The organism is Sphingomonas adhaesiva (assembly GCF_036946125.1).
GTDB classification, from domain to species: domain Bacteria; phylum Pseudomonadota; class Alphaproteobacteria; order Sphingomonadales; family Sphingomonadaceae; genus Sphingomonas; species Sphingomonas adhaesiva_A.
This window is the reverse complement of the sequence record NZ_JAQIJT010000002.1, coordinates 990001-1006201: the sequence shown is the minus strand read 5'-3', so window position 1 is coordinate 1006201 and position 16201 is coordinate 990001. Positions and strand designations below refer to the sequence as shown.

13 protein-coding genes (1 of these 13 cut by a window edge) are annotated in these 16201 nt (G+C 69.8%); 9 read left to right on the top strand and 4 right to left on the bottom strand.

What is annotated here, in order from left to right; all coding sequences use genetic code 11:
* Positions 1-107 precede the first annotated feature (107 nt).
* Positions 108-1766 (top strand): electron transfer flavoprotein-ubiquinone oxidoreductase, encoded by a 1659-nt coding sequence (locus PGN23_RS10995; protein WP_335302912.1) that lies wholly within the window; start codon positions 108-110, stop codon positions 1764-1766.
* A 73-nt stretch (positions 1767-1839) separates the two neighbouring features.
* Positions 1840-2658 carry a D-alanyl-D-alanine carboxypeptidase family protein gene (locus PGN23_RS10990; protein ID WP_335302911.1) on the top strand — a complete coding sequence of 273 codons (819 nt, stop codon included), beginning with the start codon at positions 1840-1842 and terminating at the stop codon, positions 2656-2658.
* 7 nt (positions 2659-2665) lie between these two features.
* On the opposite strand, the gene PGN23_RS10985 is transcribed toward PGN23_RS10990, so the two are convergent.
* Positions 2666-4036: a methyl-accepting chemotaxis protein gene (locus PGN23_RS10985; protein WP_335302910.1), complete on the bottom strand. Its 1371-nt coding sequence runs from the start codon at positions 4034-4036 to the stop codon at positions 2666-2668.
* A gap of 177 nt (positions 4037-4213) precedes the next feature.
* Here PGN23_RS10985 and PGN23_RS10980 point away from each other — a divergent pair, with 177 nt between their 5' ends.
* On the top strand, positions 4214-5485 hold the full coding sequence (locus tag PGN23_RS10980) for a PQQ-dependent sugar dehydrogenase (protein WP_335302909.1): 1272 nt from the start codon (positions 4214-4216) through the stop codon (positions 5483-5485).
* A gap of 7 nt (positions 5486-5492) precedes the next feature.
* Here the strand turns inward: PGN23_RS10980 and PGN23_RS10975 are convergent, their stop codons facing one another.
* Both PGN23_RS10975 and PGN23_RS10970 read right to left on the bottom strand, forming a co-directional pair.
* Positions 5493-7874, bottom strand: coding sequence for a TonB-dependent receptor (locus tag PGN23_RS10975; protein WP_443019767.1), 2382 nt, complete (start codon positions 7872-7874; stop codon positions 5493-5495).
* A 125-nt stretch (positions 7875-7999) separates the two neighbouring features.
* The gene (locus PGN23_RS10970; protein ID WP_335302907.1) at positions 8000-8833 is read right to left on the bottom strand and encodes a TauD/TfdA dioxygenase family protein; all 834 of its coding nucleotides are present in this window, start codon (positions 8831-8833) and stop codon (positions 8000-8002) included.
* A gap of 80 nt (positions 8834-8913) precedes the next feature.
* Between PGN23_RS10970 and PGN23_RS10965 the strand changes: the two genes are divergently transcribed.
* A complete protein-coding gene (locus PGN23_RS10965; RefSeq protein ID WP_335302906.1) occupies positions 8914-9564 on the top strand; it encodes a Crp/Fnr family transcriptional regulator in 651 nt (216 codons plus the stop codon).
* Here PGN23_RS10965 and PGN23_RS10960 read toward each other — a convergent pair.
* Positions 9561-10055, bottom strand: coding sequence for a CinA family protein (locus PGN23_RS10960; protein ID WP_335302905.1), 495 nt, complete (start codon positions 10053-10055; stop codon positions 9561-9563). The two genes, PGN23_RS10965 and PGN23_RS10960, sit on opposite strands and share 4 nt — an antisense overlap.
* Positions 10056-10200: 145 nt before the next feature.
* Here PGN23_RS10960 and asd point away from each other — a divergent pair, with 145 nt between their 5' ends.
* From asd to PGN23_RS10935, 5 genes are all read left to right on the top strand, one after another.
* A complete protein-coding gene (gene asd / locus PGN23_RS10955) occupies positions 10201-11049 on the top strand; it encodes an archaetidylserine decarboxylase (RefSeq protein ID WP_335302904.1) in 849 nt (282 codons plus the stop codon).
* A 107-nt stretch (positions 11050-11156) separates the two neighbouring features.
* Positions 11157-12896, top strand: coding sequence for an N-acyl-D-amino-acid deacylase family protein (locus PGN23_RS10950; protein WP_335302903.1), 1740 nt, complete (start codon positions 11157-11159; stop codon positions 12894-12896).
* Positions 12897-12898: 2 nt separating this feature from the next.
* Positions 12899-13783 carry a 3-keto-5-aminohexanoate cleavage protein gene (locus tag PGN23_RS10945; protein ID WP_335302902.1) on the top strand — a complete coding sequence of 295 codons (885 nt, stop codon included), beginning with the start codon at positions 12899-12901 and terminating at the stop codon, positions 13781-13783.
* Positions 13780-14541 (top strand): IclR family transcriptional regulator, encoded by a 762-nt coding sequence (locus PGN23_RS10940; RefSeq protein WP_335302901.1) that lies wholly within the window; start codon positions 13780-13782, stop codon positions 14539-14541. The genes PGN23_RS10945 and PGN23_RS10940 overlap by 4 nt, the downstream gene beginning before the upstream one ends.
* A 27-nt stretch (positions 14542-14568) precedes the next feature.
* A protein-coding gene (locus tag PGN23_RS10935; RefSeq protein WP_335302900.1) for an N-acyl-D-amino-acid deacylase family protein crosses the window boundary here: on the top strand, positions 14569-16201 show its 5' portion. The gene runs 113 nt beyond the window's last position; the window shows 1633 of its 1746 coding nt (coding positions 1-1633); it begins with the start codon at positions 14569-14571; its stop codon lies off the right edge, out of view.

Here is a 16201-nt window from a genome sequence, read left to right as displayed (position 1 = left end):
TGACGCGAGGGTCAACTTGCTGGCACCGCGGCACGGACCAGACGTTGCACCGACGCGACGAGCGCCCCGCCAGCGGCCGCCACCCGCGTTCGAGAGGAGAAGACGAAGTGAGCGATCGCGAATCCATGCCCTATGACGTGGTGATCGTCGGCGCCGGCCCGGCCGGCCTGTCGGCGGCGATCCGCATCAAACAGATGGCCGCCGAGCGGGAGGCGGACGTGTCGGTCTGCGTGCTGGAAAAGGGCTCCGAGGTCGGCGCCCATATCCTGTCCGGCGCGACGATCGATCCGCAGTCGCTCGACGAGCTGCTGCCGACGTGGCGCGACGACGGATGTCCGCTGGCCGAGGTGCCGGTGACGAAGAACCTGCACTGGGTGCTGACGAAGAAGGGCAAGTTCGACCTGCCGCACCTGTGGACCCCGCCGTTCCTGCACAACAAGGGCACCTACACCGGCTCGCTGGGCAACCTGTGCCGCTGGCTGGCGGGCAAGGCCGAGGAACTGGGCGTCGAGATCTTCCCCGGCTTCGCCGCGGCGGAGATCCTCTACAACGAGGACGGCAGCGTGAAGGGTGTCGCGACCGGCGACATGGGCGTCGCGCGCGACGGCGAGCGCAAGGCGGACTATCAGCCGGGCCTGGAACTGCACGCCAAATACACCTTCTTCTCGGAGGGGTGCCGCGGGCATCTGTCGAAGCAGGTCATCCGCCAGTTCGCGCTGGATGCCGACAGCGATCCACAGGTCTACGGCCTGGGCGTGAAGGAGCTGTGGGACATCGATCCCGAGCTGCACGAGCAGGGCACCGTCATCCACACCCAGGGCTGGCCGCTGAGCGAACACGGCGCCAACGGCGGCGGCTGGATCTATCACCAGGCCAACGGACAGGTGTCGATCGGCTTCGTCACCTGGCTCAACTATTCCAATCCCTACGTCTCCCCGTTCCAGGAGATGCAGAAGTGGAAGACGCACCCGCAGGTCGCGGCGCTGCTGAAGGGCGGCAAGCGCGTCAGCTACGGCGCACGCGCGATCAGCGACGGCGGGTTGCAGTCGATCCCGAAGCTGGTCTTCCCCGGCGGTGCGCTGATCGGCGACAGCGCGGGTTTCCTGAACGTGCCCCGCATCAAGGGCACGCATACCGCGATGAAGAGCGGGATGATGGCCGCGGACGCCGCGGTCGACGCGATCGTATCGCAGCGCCAGCACGACGAGCTCGCCGCCTATCCGCAGGCGTTCGAGGCATCCTGGGTCAAGAAGGAGCTGTCGATCGTCCGCAACGTCGTACCACTGGTGAAGAAGTTCGGCGACTTCCTGGGCTCCGGCCTGGCGGGCGTGACGATGTGGGCGGAATATCTGGGGCTCAAGATGCCCTTCACGCTCAAGCATCACCCCGATCACGAGAGCCTGTGGCGCAAGGACCTAGTGTCGAAGATCGACTATCCGAAGCCCGATGGCGTGCTGACGTTCGACCGGCTGTCGTCGGTGTTCCTGTCGAACACCAACCACGAGGAGGACCAGCCGGTCCATCTGACGCTGAAGGACCCGTCGATCCCGGTCGAATACGACCTGCCCATGTTCGACGAACCGGCACAGCGCTATTGCCCGGCCGGCGTCTACGAGATCGTGGGCGAGGAAACGGGCGACCCGAAGTTCGTCATCAACGCGCAGAATTGCGTCCACTGCAAGACCTGCGACATCAAGGACCCGACGCAGAACATCAACTGGGTCGTGCCGGAGGGCGGCGGCGGCCCGAACTACCCGAACATGTGATCCCGCACGCGCGCTGCCGCCGACACCGCGGCGCACCGTTTCATGACGGGACGATGCGGTCTAAGCACGCCCAATGACGCTGCGACATCACCTTGCGACGCTCTTCCTGATGCTGGGGGCCGTGGCCGCTTCGCCGGCGGCCGCGGCCACGCCGGTGTCCGAAATCGTCGTCGACGCCGGCACCGGGCGGACGCTGTATGCGGCGCAGGCGACGCGGCGGCGGCCGCCCGCGTCGCTGACGAAGATGATGACGCTGCTGCTGACGTTCGAGGCGATCGACGCGGGCAAGCTGCGGCTCGACGGTTCGATCACGATGTCGCGCCGCGCCGCGCGCCAGGCGCCGTCGAAGCTGGGGCTCGCCGCAGGGCGGACGATCGGCGTGCGCGCCGCGATGCGGACGGTCGCGGTCATCTCCGCCAACGACGTCGCGGTGGCCCTCGCCGAGCGGATCGCGGGCAGCGAGCCGGCGTTCGTGCGCGCGATGAACCGCCGCGCACGACAGCTCGGAATGACCGGCACCCGCTTCGACAACGCCAGCGGGCTGGGGCCAACGGGCGGCATGACGACCGCGCGCGACATGGCGACGCTCGCGCGGTACATCGTCCGCAGCCATCCGGCCCGCTACACGATGTTCGCCGCGCGCTCGATCCGCTGGGACGGCCGCACGCGGCCGAACCACAACCGGCTGCTCGGGCGCGTGCGCGGGGTCGACGGCGTCAAGACCGGCTATACGGTACCGGCGGGCTACAATCTCGCCGCGTCGAGCCGGCGCGGCGGGCGGCGCGTGATCGTCGTCGTGCTGGGCGCGCGCACCGCGGAGGCGCGCGACCTGCTGGTGTCGAACCTGCTGGAGAGCGGCTTTTCGTCGCCGCGCGTCCGCCGCGGGCGATAGCCGCCGGTCACGCGCCGCGCGCGGCGACCCGCAGCGTCTGGACCATGGTGGAAGGGGCGACGCGCCGCGGCGCCATCGTCGTCATCGGGGCGACCGTCTCGCCCCCGACGCGGAACCGGCCGGTCTCCACCGACATGCGATCGGTCTGCTGGGTCAGGCTGGCGACGGCCGCCATCGTCTCCTCGACCATCGCCGCATTCTGCTGCGTGACGCTGTCCATTTCCGCCACCGCGACGTTGACCTGCTGCAACCCGGTCGCCTGCTGATCGGCGGCCGACGCGATGCCGGCGACCAGCACGCTGATGTCGGCGATCCGCCCCGAGATGCGGTCCAGCGACGCGCCCGCCTCCGCGACCAGCTTCACCCCGGCGTCGACCTGCTGGCTGGACGAGGTGATCTTCACCTTCACGTCCTTCGCCGCCTCGGCCGAGCGCTGCGCCAGCGCGCGGACCTCGGAGGCGACCACCGCGAAGCCCCTGCCCGCCTCGCCCGCCCGCGCCGCCTCGACCCCGGCATTCAGCGCCAGCAGGTTGGTCTGGAATGCGATGCCGTCGATCACGGCGATGATCTCGCTGATCTCCGCCGATGCGCGTTCGATCCCGGTCATCGCCTGCACCGCGCGGTGCACCACGTCGCCGGATTGCTCGGCGTCACGGCGCGCCTCGCTGACCACGTCGTTGGCGCGGATCGCGTTGCCCGCGGTCTCCTGCACCGTCGTCGTGATCTGCTGCATCGCGGCGGCCGCCTGCTCCAGGCTGGCGGCCTGCTGTTCGGTACGGCGTGACAGGTCGTCCGCGGCGCCGTGGATGTCGCCGGCCCCCTGCGCGATCCCCGCTGCGCCGTCGTTGACGGTGGCCAGCGCGGTCGACAGCGCCGCGGCGGCGGCGTTGAAATCGTCCTTCAACTTGGCGAACGGCCCGCTCAGCTCCGCGCTGATGCGATAGGCGAGGTCGCCGTTCGCGATGGCGTTCAGCCCCTCCCCCATCGCCAGCGCCATCGCGCGCTGCGTGTGGCACTCGGCCGCGGCGAGCGAGCTTTCGCGGAAGCTCTCCATCGCGGTGGTCATCCGGCCGACGCAGTCGCGGTGCTGGGTATAGGCCACGGGGCTGTTGATGTCCCCCGCGGCCAGCGCCTCCATGCGCAGGACCGTGTCGACATAGGGCGTGCAGATCAGATGCGCCGCCAGCATCGTCACCGCCACCACCGCACCGACCAGCGTCGCCGCCACGCCCGCCACCGCGGCGGGATGAAGCGACCCCGGTGCGTAGCTCGCCGTGCAGGCCAGCGCCGCCAGCGACCCCGACAGCGCGCCGTAGACGAGCAGCAACACCTTGAACTTCAGGCGGATGGGCGCGACTTCTTTGAACCAGGTCAGCATGAGACAGCCTTCCGACAGGGGCGATGGCCGACTGCCTGGGTCGACAGCGTAAATGCGCGTTTAATCCCCGCGCGCGCGGGCGGCGGATTAGACCGAAGATGTAAGGTTTTGCTTCTGACGGAGCGACACGCCGTCACGGCGGTTCGCGTGCCAGACCCACGGGATCGAGGAGCGTTCATGAAGATCGTCGCCGCCGTCAGCCTCGTCGCGCTGGCCAGCACCGCCACCGCGCAGAACGCACCGACGCCCGTGCTCGGCGCGCCGACGCAGGCCGAACCCTATGCCACGAGATCGGTCGTCAACCACCCGCGCACGATCGGCTGGCCGGAGGGGCGCACCCCGGTCGCGCCGCGCGGATATCAGGTCGTGAAGTTCGCCGGCGGCCTCGATTATCCGCGGCAGGCGCTGCTGCTGCCCAACGGCGACGTGCTGGTGTCCGAGGCGCGCACCAAGCCCAAGCTGGATGCCGAGCCGGAGGTCGAACGCGGCCAGGCGCTGTCGAAGACGACGGGCTATAGCGCGAACCGCATCACGCTGCTGCGCGACCGGGATCGCGACGGCGTGGCCGAGCAGCGCTTCGTCCTGCGCGAGGGGCTGAACCAGCCCTTCGGGATGCAATATGCGGGCGGGCGGCTGTACGTCGCCAACACCGACGGCATCGTCAGCTTCCCCTATCAGCTGGGGCAGACGCGCATCACTGCGGCGCCGCGCACGCTGGCGACGCTGCCCGCAGGCGGGTACAACAACCATTGGACGCGCAACCTGCTCGTCAGCCCGGACGGGCGCACGCTCTACGTGTCGGTCGGCTCGGCCTCGAACGTCGCCGAATACGGCATGGAGGAGGAAAAGCGCCGCGCCGCGATCCTCGCCATCGATCTCGCGACCGGACGCGAGCGCCTGTACGCCAGCGGGCTGCGCAACCCGGTGGGGATGGACTTCGCGCCGACAACGGGCACGCTGTGGACCGCGGTGAACGAGCGCGATCACCTGGGCGACGACGTCTCCCCCGACTATCTCGTCGGCGTCCGCGAGGGCGGCTTCTACGGCTGGCCGTACAGCTATTACGGGAAGCAGGATCCGCGTCACGCCAACGAGCGGCGCGACCTGCTCGCGACCACGCTGCTCCCCGACATCGCGGTCGGGCCGCATGCCGCCGCGCTGGGGCTGGCCTTCGCGAAGGATACCGCGGCGGGGGGCCAGATGGCCTATGTCGCGCGGCACGGATCGTGGAACCGCTCGTCGTTCATCGGATACGACGTGCTCGCGGTCCCCTTCGCGCAGGGGCGCCCCGCCGCCGCGCCGCAGCCGTTCCTCACCGGCTTCGTCGCCGATGCGAAGAAGGGCGACGTCTTCGGCCGGCCCGCCAGCATCCAGACACGCGGCGATGGCGCGATCTTCGTCGTCGACGATGCGGGCGATACCGTCTGGCTGGTGCGTCGCGCGTCCTGACGCGAGGTCACAGGCGAACGCGGACGGTCCCTCCGATCGTCCGTGGATCGCTGGGCGTGCCGACGATCAGCCCGGAATTGCCCGCCTGGATCGTCAGGTTCTGGATGTAATCGGCGTCGAACAGGTTGCGCGCCCACGCGACGAGTTCCAGCCCGTTGGCGAATCGATAGCCGATATTGGCATTGGTCAGGTTGTAGCCGCGGATATAGGTGAAGCGCGACAGGCTGGGGTCGCCGTCGAAGCCGCTGCGCGAGGCGGTATCGACATGGACGACCACCTGTCCGTCACCCACCGGCCGCTGGTAATCCAGCCCGGCGGTGATCGCGAAGCGCGGCAATGACGCGAGGCGACGTCCGGTCAGGCTGCACCGCGTGGTCGCCGCGGTCTGCACCTCCAGCGGGCATGGGCCGGCGGGATAATCGGTATATCGGCCGTCCGACCAGGCGAAGCTGGTGCGTGCGCTCAGCCCCGGCAGGATCAGGGCGGTCACGTCCGCCTCGACGCCCTTCACCGTCACCTGCGGGATGTTGGACAGATAGCCGCGCAGCTGCACCGTCTGCGTCAGCGAGTTCTCGACGACGGTCGCCTGAAAGTCGCGGACGTTGGTGTAGAAACCGTCGATGTTGACGATCAGCCGCTTGTCGAACAGCGTGTTCTTGAGCCCGATCTCATAGGTTTCGTTGCGTTCGGGCCGCACCACGGCGGTCGCCAGCACGGGGCGGTTGTTGCCGTCGAGCGGCAGGCCCGACATGTTGATCCCGCCCGATTTGAACCCGCGCGCATAGCTGGCATAGGCCATCGTCGTATCGGTCACCTGCCACGCCAGATTGCCGCGCCCCGACAGGCTGCCGTCGCTGTCATGCGCCTCGTACGCCTGCGGGCGCAATACGCCGAGGCGGGCGGTGACGAGCGCGCTATTGGTGGTCGCCGGGCCGCCCGAGACGGTGGTGGCGTAATAGCCGTCCTTGTCCTCCTGCGTGTAGCGCAGGCCGATCGTCGCGGTCAGGCGGTCGAGGAGGCGGTAATTGACCTCGCCGAACGCGGCATAGCTCAGGCTGCGGAAGTCGGTACGGCCGTCCTGTCCGTAGCCGTCGAGCAGATCGGAGGGCACCGGCGTATTGTTGGCCCCCGTCACCGCCCCGATCAGATAGCGCGCGGCGGCGGGGCCATAGATGCTGATCGGGCGGCCGGTCAGCCGCTGGCGGAAGCCATACAGGCCGACGACATAGGACAGCGGCCCCGTGCCGTTCGAGGCCAGGCGCAATTCCTGGCTGTACTGATCCTGCCGCGACGGGATGTGCTGCGACAGCTGGACGGGAATGCCGGTATAGTCGCGGTCGTTCTCCGCATCCCAGTTCCAGAAGCGCCACGCCGTCACCGACGTCAGCGTGACCGGGCCCAGGTTCCAGTCGGTGATCGCGCTGACGCCGCCTTCGTTGGTGTCGACGCCGAGCGGGCCGTCGATATCGGTCTTGCGATCGTACGGGTTCGTACTCGGCGGGGCATAGCCGAACTGCGCGGCCAGACCGCTCGGCCCCCCGAACTGGCGGCTGGCGGCGCGCAGGGACGTGCCGGTGCGAAGGTACACCTGCCCGCAGCAATAGGCCTGGAAGTTGGTGACGTCGGCGATCACGCGCATCTGGATCGCGTCATCGGGCCTGAACAGCAACTGCCCGCGCACCGCCTGCGTACCGATCGTGTTGGCGGCGCGGCCGGTGCGGACATTGTCGAGAACGCCGTCGCGCCGGGTCGAGACGCCCGAGACCCGGTAGGCGATCGTGTCGGTGATCGGTCCCGACGCCCAGCCCCTGGCCTGCACGAAGTTGTAATCGCCATAGGACAGTTCGGCGAAGCCCTCGCGGGTGAAGGTCGGCGCGCGCGTGGTGATATTGAGCGCGCCCGCGGTCGTGTTCTTGCCGAACAGCGTGCCCTGCGGCCCGCGCAGTTCCTCGACCTGCTCGATATCGGCGAAGTCGAACGCCGCGGTGGCGGGGCGCGCGTGATAGACCTGATCGACGTAGAAGCCGACGCCCGGCTCCAGCCCGTCATTGGCCTGGCTGACCGCGACCACGCTCGACCCCAGCCCGCGGATCGTGAAGGCGGTGTTGCGCGGGTTGGCCGAGCTGTAGTTCAGCGTCGGGATCAGCGTCGTCAGACCCTGCGTGTTGACGGTGTAGCTGCGGTCGATGAGATCGCCGCCCACGACGGACAGCGCGGCGGGGACGCGCTGCGCCTCCTCCGCCCGGCGTCGCGCGGTGACCACGACCTCGGGCAGACCGCCGCTTTCCCCGTCGTCCGCGACCCCGGCCGGTGCCTCCGGGGTGACGGGGCGCGCCGCAGCCACCCCGCCGCCCATCGCCGCGCTACCCGCGCACAAGAACAACGCCATCCGCCCGACCATCGACCGACACCCCCGTGCGCGGCCCCTGTCGCCGCGCTATATCCGGGCGTATATGGATGATATATTTCGCCGTATATAGCGGATGATCGGCATCCGCGATGGCGCGCGCACCGTCAGTTCAGCGGTTCGCCCGAGATCGTGATCCGGTGCATCAGCCGGCGGTGGCCGTGGTAATCGTTCATCGCGCAATGCCAGGTCGAGCGATTGTCCCAGATCGCGATCGAGCCCGGCGCCCAGCTGACGCGGCACTGGAAGCGGTCCTGCATCGCGACCTGATAGAGATAGGTGAGCAGCGGCACGCTCTCCTCGCGCGTCCAGCCGTCGAAGTGGAGCGTGAAGGCGGGATTGACGTACAGGATCTCGCGCCCGGTGCGCGGGTGACGGATGACCACCGGATGGACGGCACGGGTCCGTTCGTCATGCCCCTTTAGCTCGGCACCCTGATCGGTCTTCGCGTAGATGCCCTCCGCGCTGTAGATGTGGTCGGCGGAATGCACCGCGCGCAGCCCGCGCAACATGGTCTTCATCCCCTCCGACAGGCTGTCGAACGCCGCGCCCAGGCTGGCGAACAGCGTATCGCCGCCGCTCGGCGGGGTTTCGCGGGCCAGCAGGATCGATCCCATCGCGGGCACCGCATCATAGCTGTGATCGGTGTGCCAGCGCCCGCCGATGTTGGTCTGCTGGTTCTCCGCCTTGCGGACCTCGGCGATTTCGGGATGGCCGCCGTTGGCGGGGAAATATTTGTTGACGTCGATCGCGCCCCAGCGCCGCGCGAAGGCGATATGCTGCTCGGGGGTCAGTTCCTGATCGCGCACGAACAGGATGCCGTGGTGCGCGACCGCGTCGCGCAGCGACCCGAAGGCGGCCTCGTCCAGCGTCTTCACGTCGATCCCGCGCGCCTCCACCCCGACATGTTCGGACAGCGGGCGCATCTGCACTGACGTCATCGATCCTCTCCTCTGGCTGATGGGGCGAGGATAATGGTGTGGCTGGACGACGAATGTCACGAAGGTTACAATGATCGATCATGTCGCCCGATCAGCTTCTCGCCAACCGCTGGTTCGCGCGGCAACCCGCGGCGCTTCGGTCGGCCATCGCCGGTACGGGACGCGTCATCGCGCTGGCCCCCGGACAATGGGTGTATGGCGAGGGCGACGACGCCACCGGGCTGGTCATGGTATTGGACGGATGGCTGCGGCTGGAGGCGGCGGTCGGGGCGCGGACGGTGCTGGTCGGGGTGGCGCGGGCCGGAGGCGCGTTCGGCCAGTCGCAGCGGCGCGGCGGCGGACCGCGCATCGTCACCGCGCGCGCCGGCCCCGCGAGCCGCGTCGTGACGGTCAGCGACGCCGCGCTGGAGCGGATCGGCGCCGCACTCCCCGCCATGTGGCAGGCGGTCAGCGAGCTGGTCTATGCGCAGCTGGATGCGAGCGTCCACGGACTGGCGCAGATGCTGGCGCTGCCGCCGCGCGCGCGGATCGCCGCCCGGCTGATGCTGTTCGCCGACGACGGCATCGTGCCGCTCGCGCAATCGGACCTCGCCGAACTCTGCGGCGTGTCGCGCAAGGTCGCCAACGCCCATCTCGCCGCGCTGGAGGCGGCGGGCGCGATCGCACGCGGCTATGGCCGGATTCGCCTTCTCGACCCCGGGCTGCTGGGGCGTATCCGCGACGCGGATTAACCCTCTTCCAGCGTTGCCGCGAGGAAGCGAAGCGCCGCCGCCGCGAACGCGCCCATGTTCGCGATGCGATCGCTCGTGCCGGTGTCCAGCGTCATCGCGGTCTCGCCGCCGGGGCGGGCGATCGCGATGCAACTCCGGCCGGCGGGGGCACCGCGCGGATGCGCATCGGGTCCCGCCGCGCCGCTTTCCGCGATGCCCCAGTCCGCGCCGAACCGATCGCGGATCGCGCGCGCCTGAAGCGCGGCATAGGCCTCCGTCACCGATTCCATCCCCGCATAATCGTCCCGCGGCAGGCCGAGGAGGATATCGCGTCCCTTCAGCGAATAGACGAGCCCGCCGCCGCGGCAGAAGCGCGTGGCCCCCGGCACCGTGACCAGCCCGGCCAGGATGAGCCCCCCGGTCGCGCCATCGGCGACGGCGATCGTCTGCCGCCGGGCGAGCAGCATCGCGCCGATCCGGGCGGCGGTCGGCGCCAGTGTTTCGAGCATCATGTCCCTCGCCTGCCGTTCGGGGACACCGTCGCGACATCGCCGCGGCGTGTCACCACGAAAACGCACGCCTCGCGCCATCGCGCCACAAACGGTCGACCTGCGGCGGGATGCCCGTACAAGGTCGGGGCGACGTTTCGAGGTGCCCATGTCCGACCGCCTGAAGATCCTGCCCCAGTATCTGCTGCCCCAGCAGCGGCTGACCGCGCTGGCGGGACGGATCGCGCGCGCGCGGGGCGGCGCGATGACCACGCGGCTGATCCGGTGGTTCGTGACCCGATACGGCGTCGACATGAGCGAGGCGGCGGTGCCGGACATCGCCGGCTACGCCACCTTCAACGACTTCTTCACCCGCGCGCTGGCACCGGGCGCACGACCGATCGCGCCGGCGGACTTCGTGTGCCCGGTGGACGGCGCGATCAGCCAGTTCGGGGCCATCGACGATCATCATATCCTTCAGGCGAAGGGCCATCGCTTCACCACGACCCAGCTGGTCGGGGGCGATGCGGCGCTGGCCGCACGCTTCCGCCACGGCAGCTTCGCCAATCTGTATCTGTCGCCGCGCGACTATCACCGGCTGCATATGCCCTGTGACGGGGAGCTGAGGCGCATGATCTACGTGCCCGGCGCGCTCTTTTCCGTGAACCCGCTGACCGCGCGCGGCGTGCCGAACCTGTTCGCGCGCAACGAGCGCGTGGTATGCGTCTTCGACTCCCCGGACCATAAGACGTTCGTCATGGTGCTGGTCGGCGCGACGATCGTCGGCAGCATGGCGACGGCGTGGCACGGCGTGGTCAATCCGCGGCGGACCAACCGCCCGTCCGAATGGGATTACGCCCCCGGCGAGGTCGTGCTGGAGCAGGGCGAGGAAATGGGCCGCTTCCTGCTCGGCTCGACCATCGTCATGCTGTTCGAGCCGGGCGTGATAACGTTCAACGAGGACTGGGCGCCCGAGCGCAAGGTCCGCCTGGGCGAGGTGATGGGTCGCCGCCCGTGACATGAATTCTCGCTGGAGAATAACAGCCTCTCCAGCGAATTTCCATTGCGCGGAACACGTTGCGCCGTCACCCTCCCCGCAAAATGGACGGAGCTGGGAGAGAGTCGATGTACGACCTGATCGTTCGCAACGGCACGATCGTCGACGGCACGGGCGCGGCGCCCTGGCGCGGCGATGTCGCGATCCGGGGCGACCGCATCGTCGCGGTCGGCGCCGTCACCGGCCCGGCGACGCGCGAGATCGACGCCACGGGCAGACTGGTGACGCCGGGCTGGGTCGACATCCACACCCATTACGACGGACAGATCACCTGGGCCTCGCGGCTCGACCCCTCCTCGACGCTCGGTGCGACGACGGTGGTGGTGGGCAATTGCGGCGTCGGCTTCGCGCCGGTACGCGAGAGCGATCACGACACGCTGATCCGTCTGATGGAGGGGGTGGAGGACATCCCCGGCGCCGCGCTGCACGAGGGGCTGTCGTGGCAGTGGGAATCGTTCGGCGATTACATGGATGCGGTGGAGCGCCTGCCGCACGACATCGACGTCGCGGTACAGGTGCCGCACGGCGCGCTGCGCGTCTATGTCATGGGGGAGCGCGGCGCCCGGCGCGAGCCGGCGACCGCGGAGGAGAACGAGCGGATGCGCGCGCTGACCGCGGAGGCGATCCGCGACGGCGCGCTGGGCTTCTCCACGACGCGCACGATGGTGCATCGCACCGCCGACGGCGACCTGACCCCGACCGTCCGCGCCGCGCGCGAGGAGATGGAGGCGATCGCGCGCGGGCTGGCGGATGCGGGGTCCGGCGTGATCCAGTGGGTATCCGACTTTCAGGAAATGGACGAGGAATTCTCGCTGGTGCGCGACCTGACCCGGATCGCGGGTCAGCCGCTCAGCTTCTCGATGGTGCAGGCCGATGTCGTGCCCAACCAGTGGCGCGAACTGACCGGGCGGCTGGAGCAGGCGGTGGCCGAGGGCTATCCGATCAAGGCGCAGATCGCGGGGCGTCCCGTGGGACTGATGCTGGGGCTGCAGGGATCCGTCCACCCCTTCATCAGTCGCCCGAGCTATGCCGCGATCCAGCATCTGCCGCTGGCGGAGAAGGTGGCGGCGATGCGCGACCCGGCGCTGCGCGCGCGGCTGATCGCCGAGGCCCCGCTGAAGGACCATCCGTTCGTCAATTCGGTCGCGGGCGCGCAGCACAAGATGTTCCGCATCGGCGAGCGCGTCGACTACGAACCCGATCCGTCGACCAGCATCGCCGCCGAAGCCGAACGGCTGGGCGTCCACCCCGACGAACTCGTCTATGACGCGCTGCTGGAGGACGAGGGGCGTGCGTTCCTGTTCTTCCCGATGCACAATTACGTCGAGGGCGACCTCGGCAACGTGCAGGCGATGATCGAACATCCCGACACGCTGGCCGGGCTGTCCGACGGCGGCGCGCATGTCGGGGCGATCTGCGACGTCAGCCTGCCGACCTTCATGCTGACGCACTGGTGCCGCGACCGCACGCGCGGGCCGCTCCTCGACCTCGCCACCACGGTGCGCCAGCAGACGCGCGACACCGCGATGGCGGTGGGATTGCACGACCGCGGCGTACTGGCGCCCGGCTATCTCGCGGACCTGAACGTAATCGACTTCGAGGCGCTGGAACTGGGGCGGCCGTACATGGTGCACGACCTGCCGACCGGCGCGCGCCGGCTGATGCAGAAGGCGACCGGCTATGTCGCGACGATCAAGTCGGGCGAGGTCATCTACCGGGACGGCGAGCCTACCGATGCGCTGCCCGGCAAGCTGATCCGCGGACGCCAGCCCGCCCCCGCCCCGTCGCATGAGGCGCTGGCAGCCTGACCATGCCACCGCTCATCATCGAGGCCGCGCTGAACGGCGCCACGCCCAGGTCGCGCAACCCGCACGTGCCCGTCGCCCCCGCGGAGATCGCGGACGCCGCGCTGGCGGCCATCGACGCCGGGGCGGCGATCGTCCACACGCATATCGAGCGGATGGACCTGACCGGCGATGCGGCGGTCGCACGCTATATGGAGGGTTATGCGCCGGTGCTGGCCGCGCGCCCCGACGCGATCCTGTGGGGCACGGTGGCGACCGGGGCGGATGTGGAGGCGCGCTTCGGCCATTATCGCGGCCTCGCCCGCGCCGGGGTGCGGATGGGGGCGTTCGATCCCGGATCGGTCAACCTCGGCACGCATGGCGACGACGGCCTGCCGGGCGCCTCGTTCGTCTACGCGACCTCGTACCGGGACATCGCGTGGCTGGCGGCATTGCACGACGCGGAGCGGCTGGCGCCCGCCATCGCGATCTACGAGCCCGGCTGGCTGCGCACCGTGCTGGCCTATCAGCAGGCCGGAAGGCTTCCGCGCGGGGCGTTCGTGAAGCTGTATTTCGGCGGGCGCTACAATTTCCTCGATGGCAGGCGGAGTGCCGTCACCTTCGGTCTGCCGCCGACCGAGCGCGCGCTCGATGCCTATCTGGAGCTGCTGGAGGGCACCGGGCTGCCCTGGGCGGTGGCGGCGATCGGGGACGATGTGGTCGATACCGGCCTCGCCGCGCTCGCGATCGCCCGCGGCGGGCACGTGCGCGTCGGCCTGGAGGATTTCGGCGGGGAGCGGCAGCCGCACAATCTGGAGTTGATCGCCGAGGTCGTCGCCCTCGCCCGCGCCGCGGGTCGCCCGGTCGCGACGACCGCGCAGGCCGCGCAGATGCTGGACCTGCCGCGGTGAACGGCGCGGCGCCGCTACCCCGCACGGAGCCGGCCAAGCCGGTCGGTGCGGTCACCGCCGCCATCGCGATCCTGCGCTGCCTGGGGCGGCACGACGACAGCCTGCGGCTGACCGAGATCGTCGGCGAGGAAGGGATCAACCCCTCTACCGCGCTCAACATCCTGCGCACGCTGGAATATGAGGGGCTGGTCGCGTTCGACCGCCGCACCAAACGCTATGCGCTGGCCGGCGGGCTGGCCGACCTCGCCGCGCCGCTGATCGAGCGCGACGATCCGGTGACGCGCGCCGCGCGGGCGATGGTGGCCGCCGCGCAGGAATTGCACGCGACGATCGGCCTGTGGCGGCGGGTCGGCGACGAGCTGGAGCTGGTCCATGTCGCCGATTGCGGCGCGGCGATCCGGATCGCCTTCACGCTCGGCCGGCGGCTGCCGATGTTCCTGGGCGCGATGGGGCGGCTGGTGGCCGCGCGTGGCGACTGGGACGAAGCGGCGCTGGCACGAGGCTTTGCGCAGGTCCCGTGGGCGAAGGCGCCCGATTATGCCGCGTGGCGCGACGAGATCGCCATCGCCGCGCGCGACGGCGTCGGGATCGACCGCGGACACGTCAACGCCGGCATGCTGGGCGTGGCGGTGCCGCTGGAGCGCACCGGCCCGCTGCGCCACGTCGTCGCGGCCGCCCTGTTCGACAACGGCAGCCATGCCGACCCCACCCCCATCGCGCGGCGCCTGCGCGCCGTGGCGGATGCAGCCGACGCCTGACGCCCCGGAAACGGAAAGGACTTCACCGTGCACGATCTCCTCATCAAGAACGGCATCATCGTCGACGGCACCGGCGCGGCGCGGTTCCGCGGCGATGTGGGCGTGGCGGACGGGCGGATCGTCGCGGTCGGCGATGCGCAGGGCCCCGCGCGGGAGACGATCGACGCCGACGGTTGCATCGTGACCCCCGGCTTCGTCGACATCCACACCCATTACGACGGTCAGGTCAGCTGGGACCAGGTGCTGGCGCCGTCGTCGATCAACGGCGTCACCTCCGCCGCGATGGGGAATTGCGGCGTCGGCTTCGCACCCGCGCGTAGCGACAAGCACGACTGGCTGATCCAGCTGCTGGAGGGCGTCGAGGACATCCCCGGCTCCGCTTTGGCAGAGGGACTGACGTGGGATTGGGAAAGCTTCCCCGACTATCTCGATGCGCTGTCCCGGCGCGAATATACGATCGATCTGGGCGCGCATCTGCCGCACGCGGCGCTGCGCGCCTATGTCATGGGGGATGCCGGCGGCGATCATCTGGCGCGGCCGAGCGCGCGCGAGGTGGAGCGGATGGCGACGCTGACGCGCGAAGCGATCGCTGCGGGCGCACTCGGCTTCTCCACCTCGCGCACGCATGCGCATCGCAGCCGCGACGGCCTCAACATCGGGACGCTGACCGCGGAGGATCCCGAGCTGATGGGGATCGCCGCTGCGCTGCGGGATGCCGAGGCGGGCGTGATCCAGCTGATTTCCGATGCCTATCTGACCGCCGATGACGATTTCGCCGCGGCCGAGCTGCAGCTGATCCGCCGCCTCGCCACCACCAGCGGGCGGCGCGTCTCCTTCACGGTGCAGCAGACCGACGACGCGCCCGATCGGTGGAAGGGCATCTACGCCGAGGTCGACCGGATGGTGGCGGACGGCCTGCCGGTCAGTACGCAGGTGGCGCCGCGCCCGATCGGCGCGATCCTGTCCTTCGCCTCGACCACCAACCCCTTCGTCGTCAGCGCGACCTATCGCCGCATCGCCGCTGGCGCGGCCGTCGCCGACCGGCTCGCCGCGCTGGCGGACCCGCAGGTGCGCGCCGCGATCCTGGCCGAACATGCCGCCTTCCACGCCAGCGAGGGGTTCATCGCGCTCATCACCCGCGGCTTCACCCGCATGTTCCGCATGACCGACCCGGTCGACTACGAGCCGCACGAAAGCCATTCGATCGCGGCGGAAGCGGCACGGGCCGGGGTCGATCCGGCCGCCCATGTCTATGATGTATTGATGGAAGAGGGCGGTCGCCGGCTGCTCTACATGCCGCTCATCAACTATGCGCGCGGCAATCTCGACGACGTGCACGGGATGATGACGGGACCGCATGCGCTGTACGGCCTGTCCGACGGCGGGGCGCATTGCGGCACGATCTGCGACGGCAGCTTCCCCACGACGACCATCGCCTTGTGGTCGAAGGGGAGCAAGTCCGGCCTGTCCGCCCCGCTCGAACGGCTGGTCCACGGCTATACGCAGCGCAATGCCGCGCACGTGGGGTGGCACGATCGCGGCGTGCTGGCGCCGGGTTATCTCGCCGACCTGAACGTCATCGCGCTCGACGAGCTGTCGCTCGCCCCGCCGGAGATCGTGCAGGATCTGCCCGCCGGCGGCACCCGCCTCCTCCAGCAGC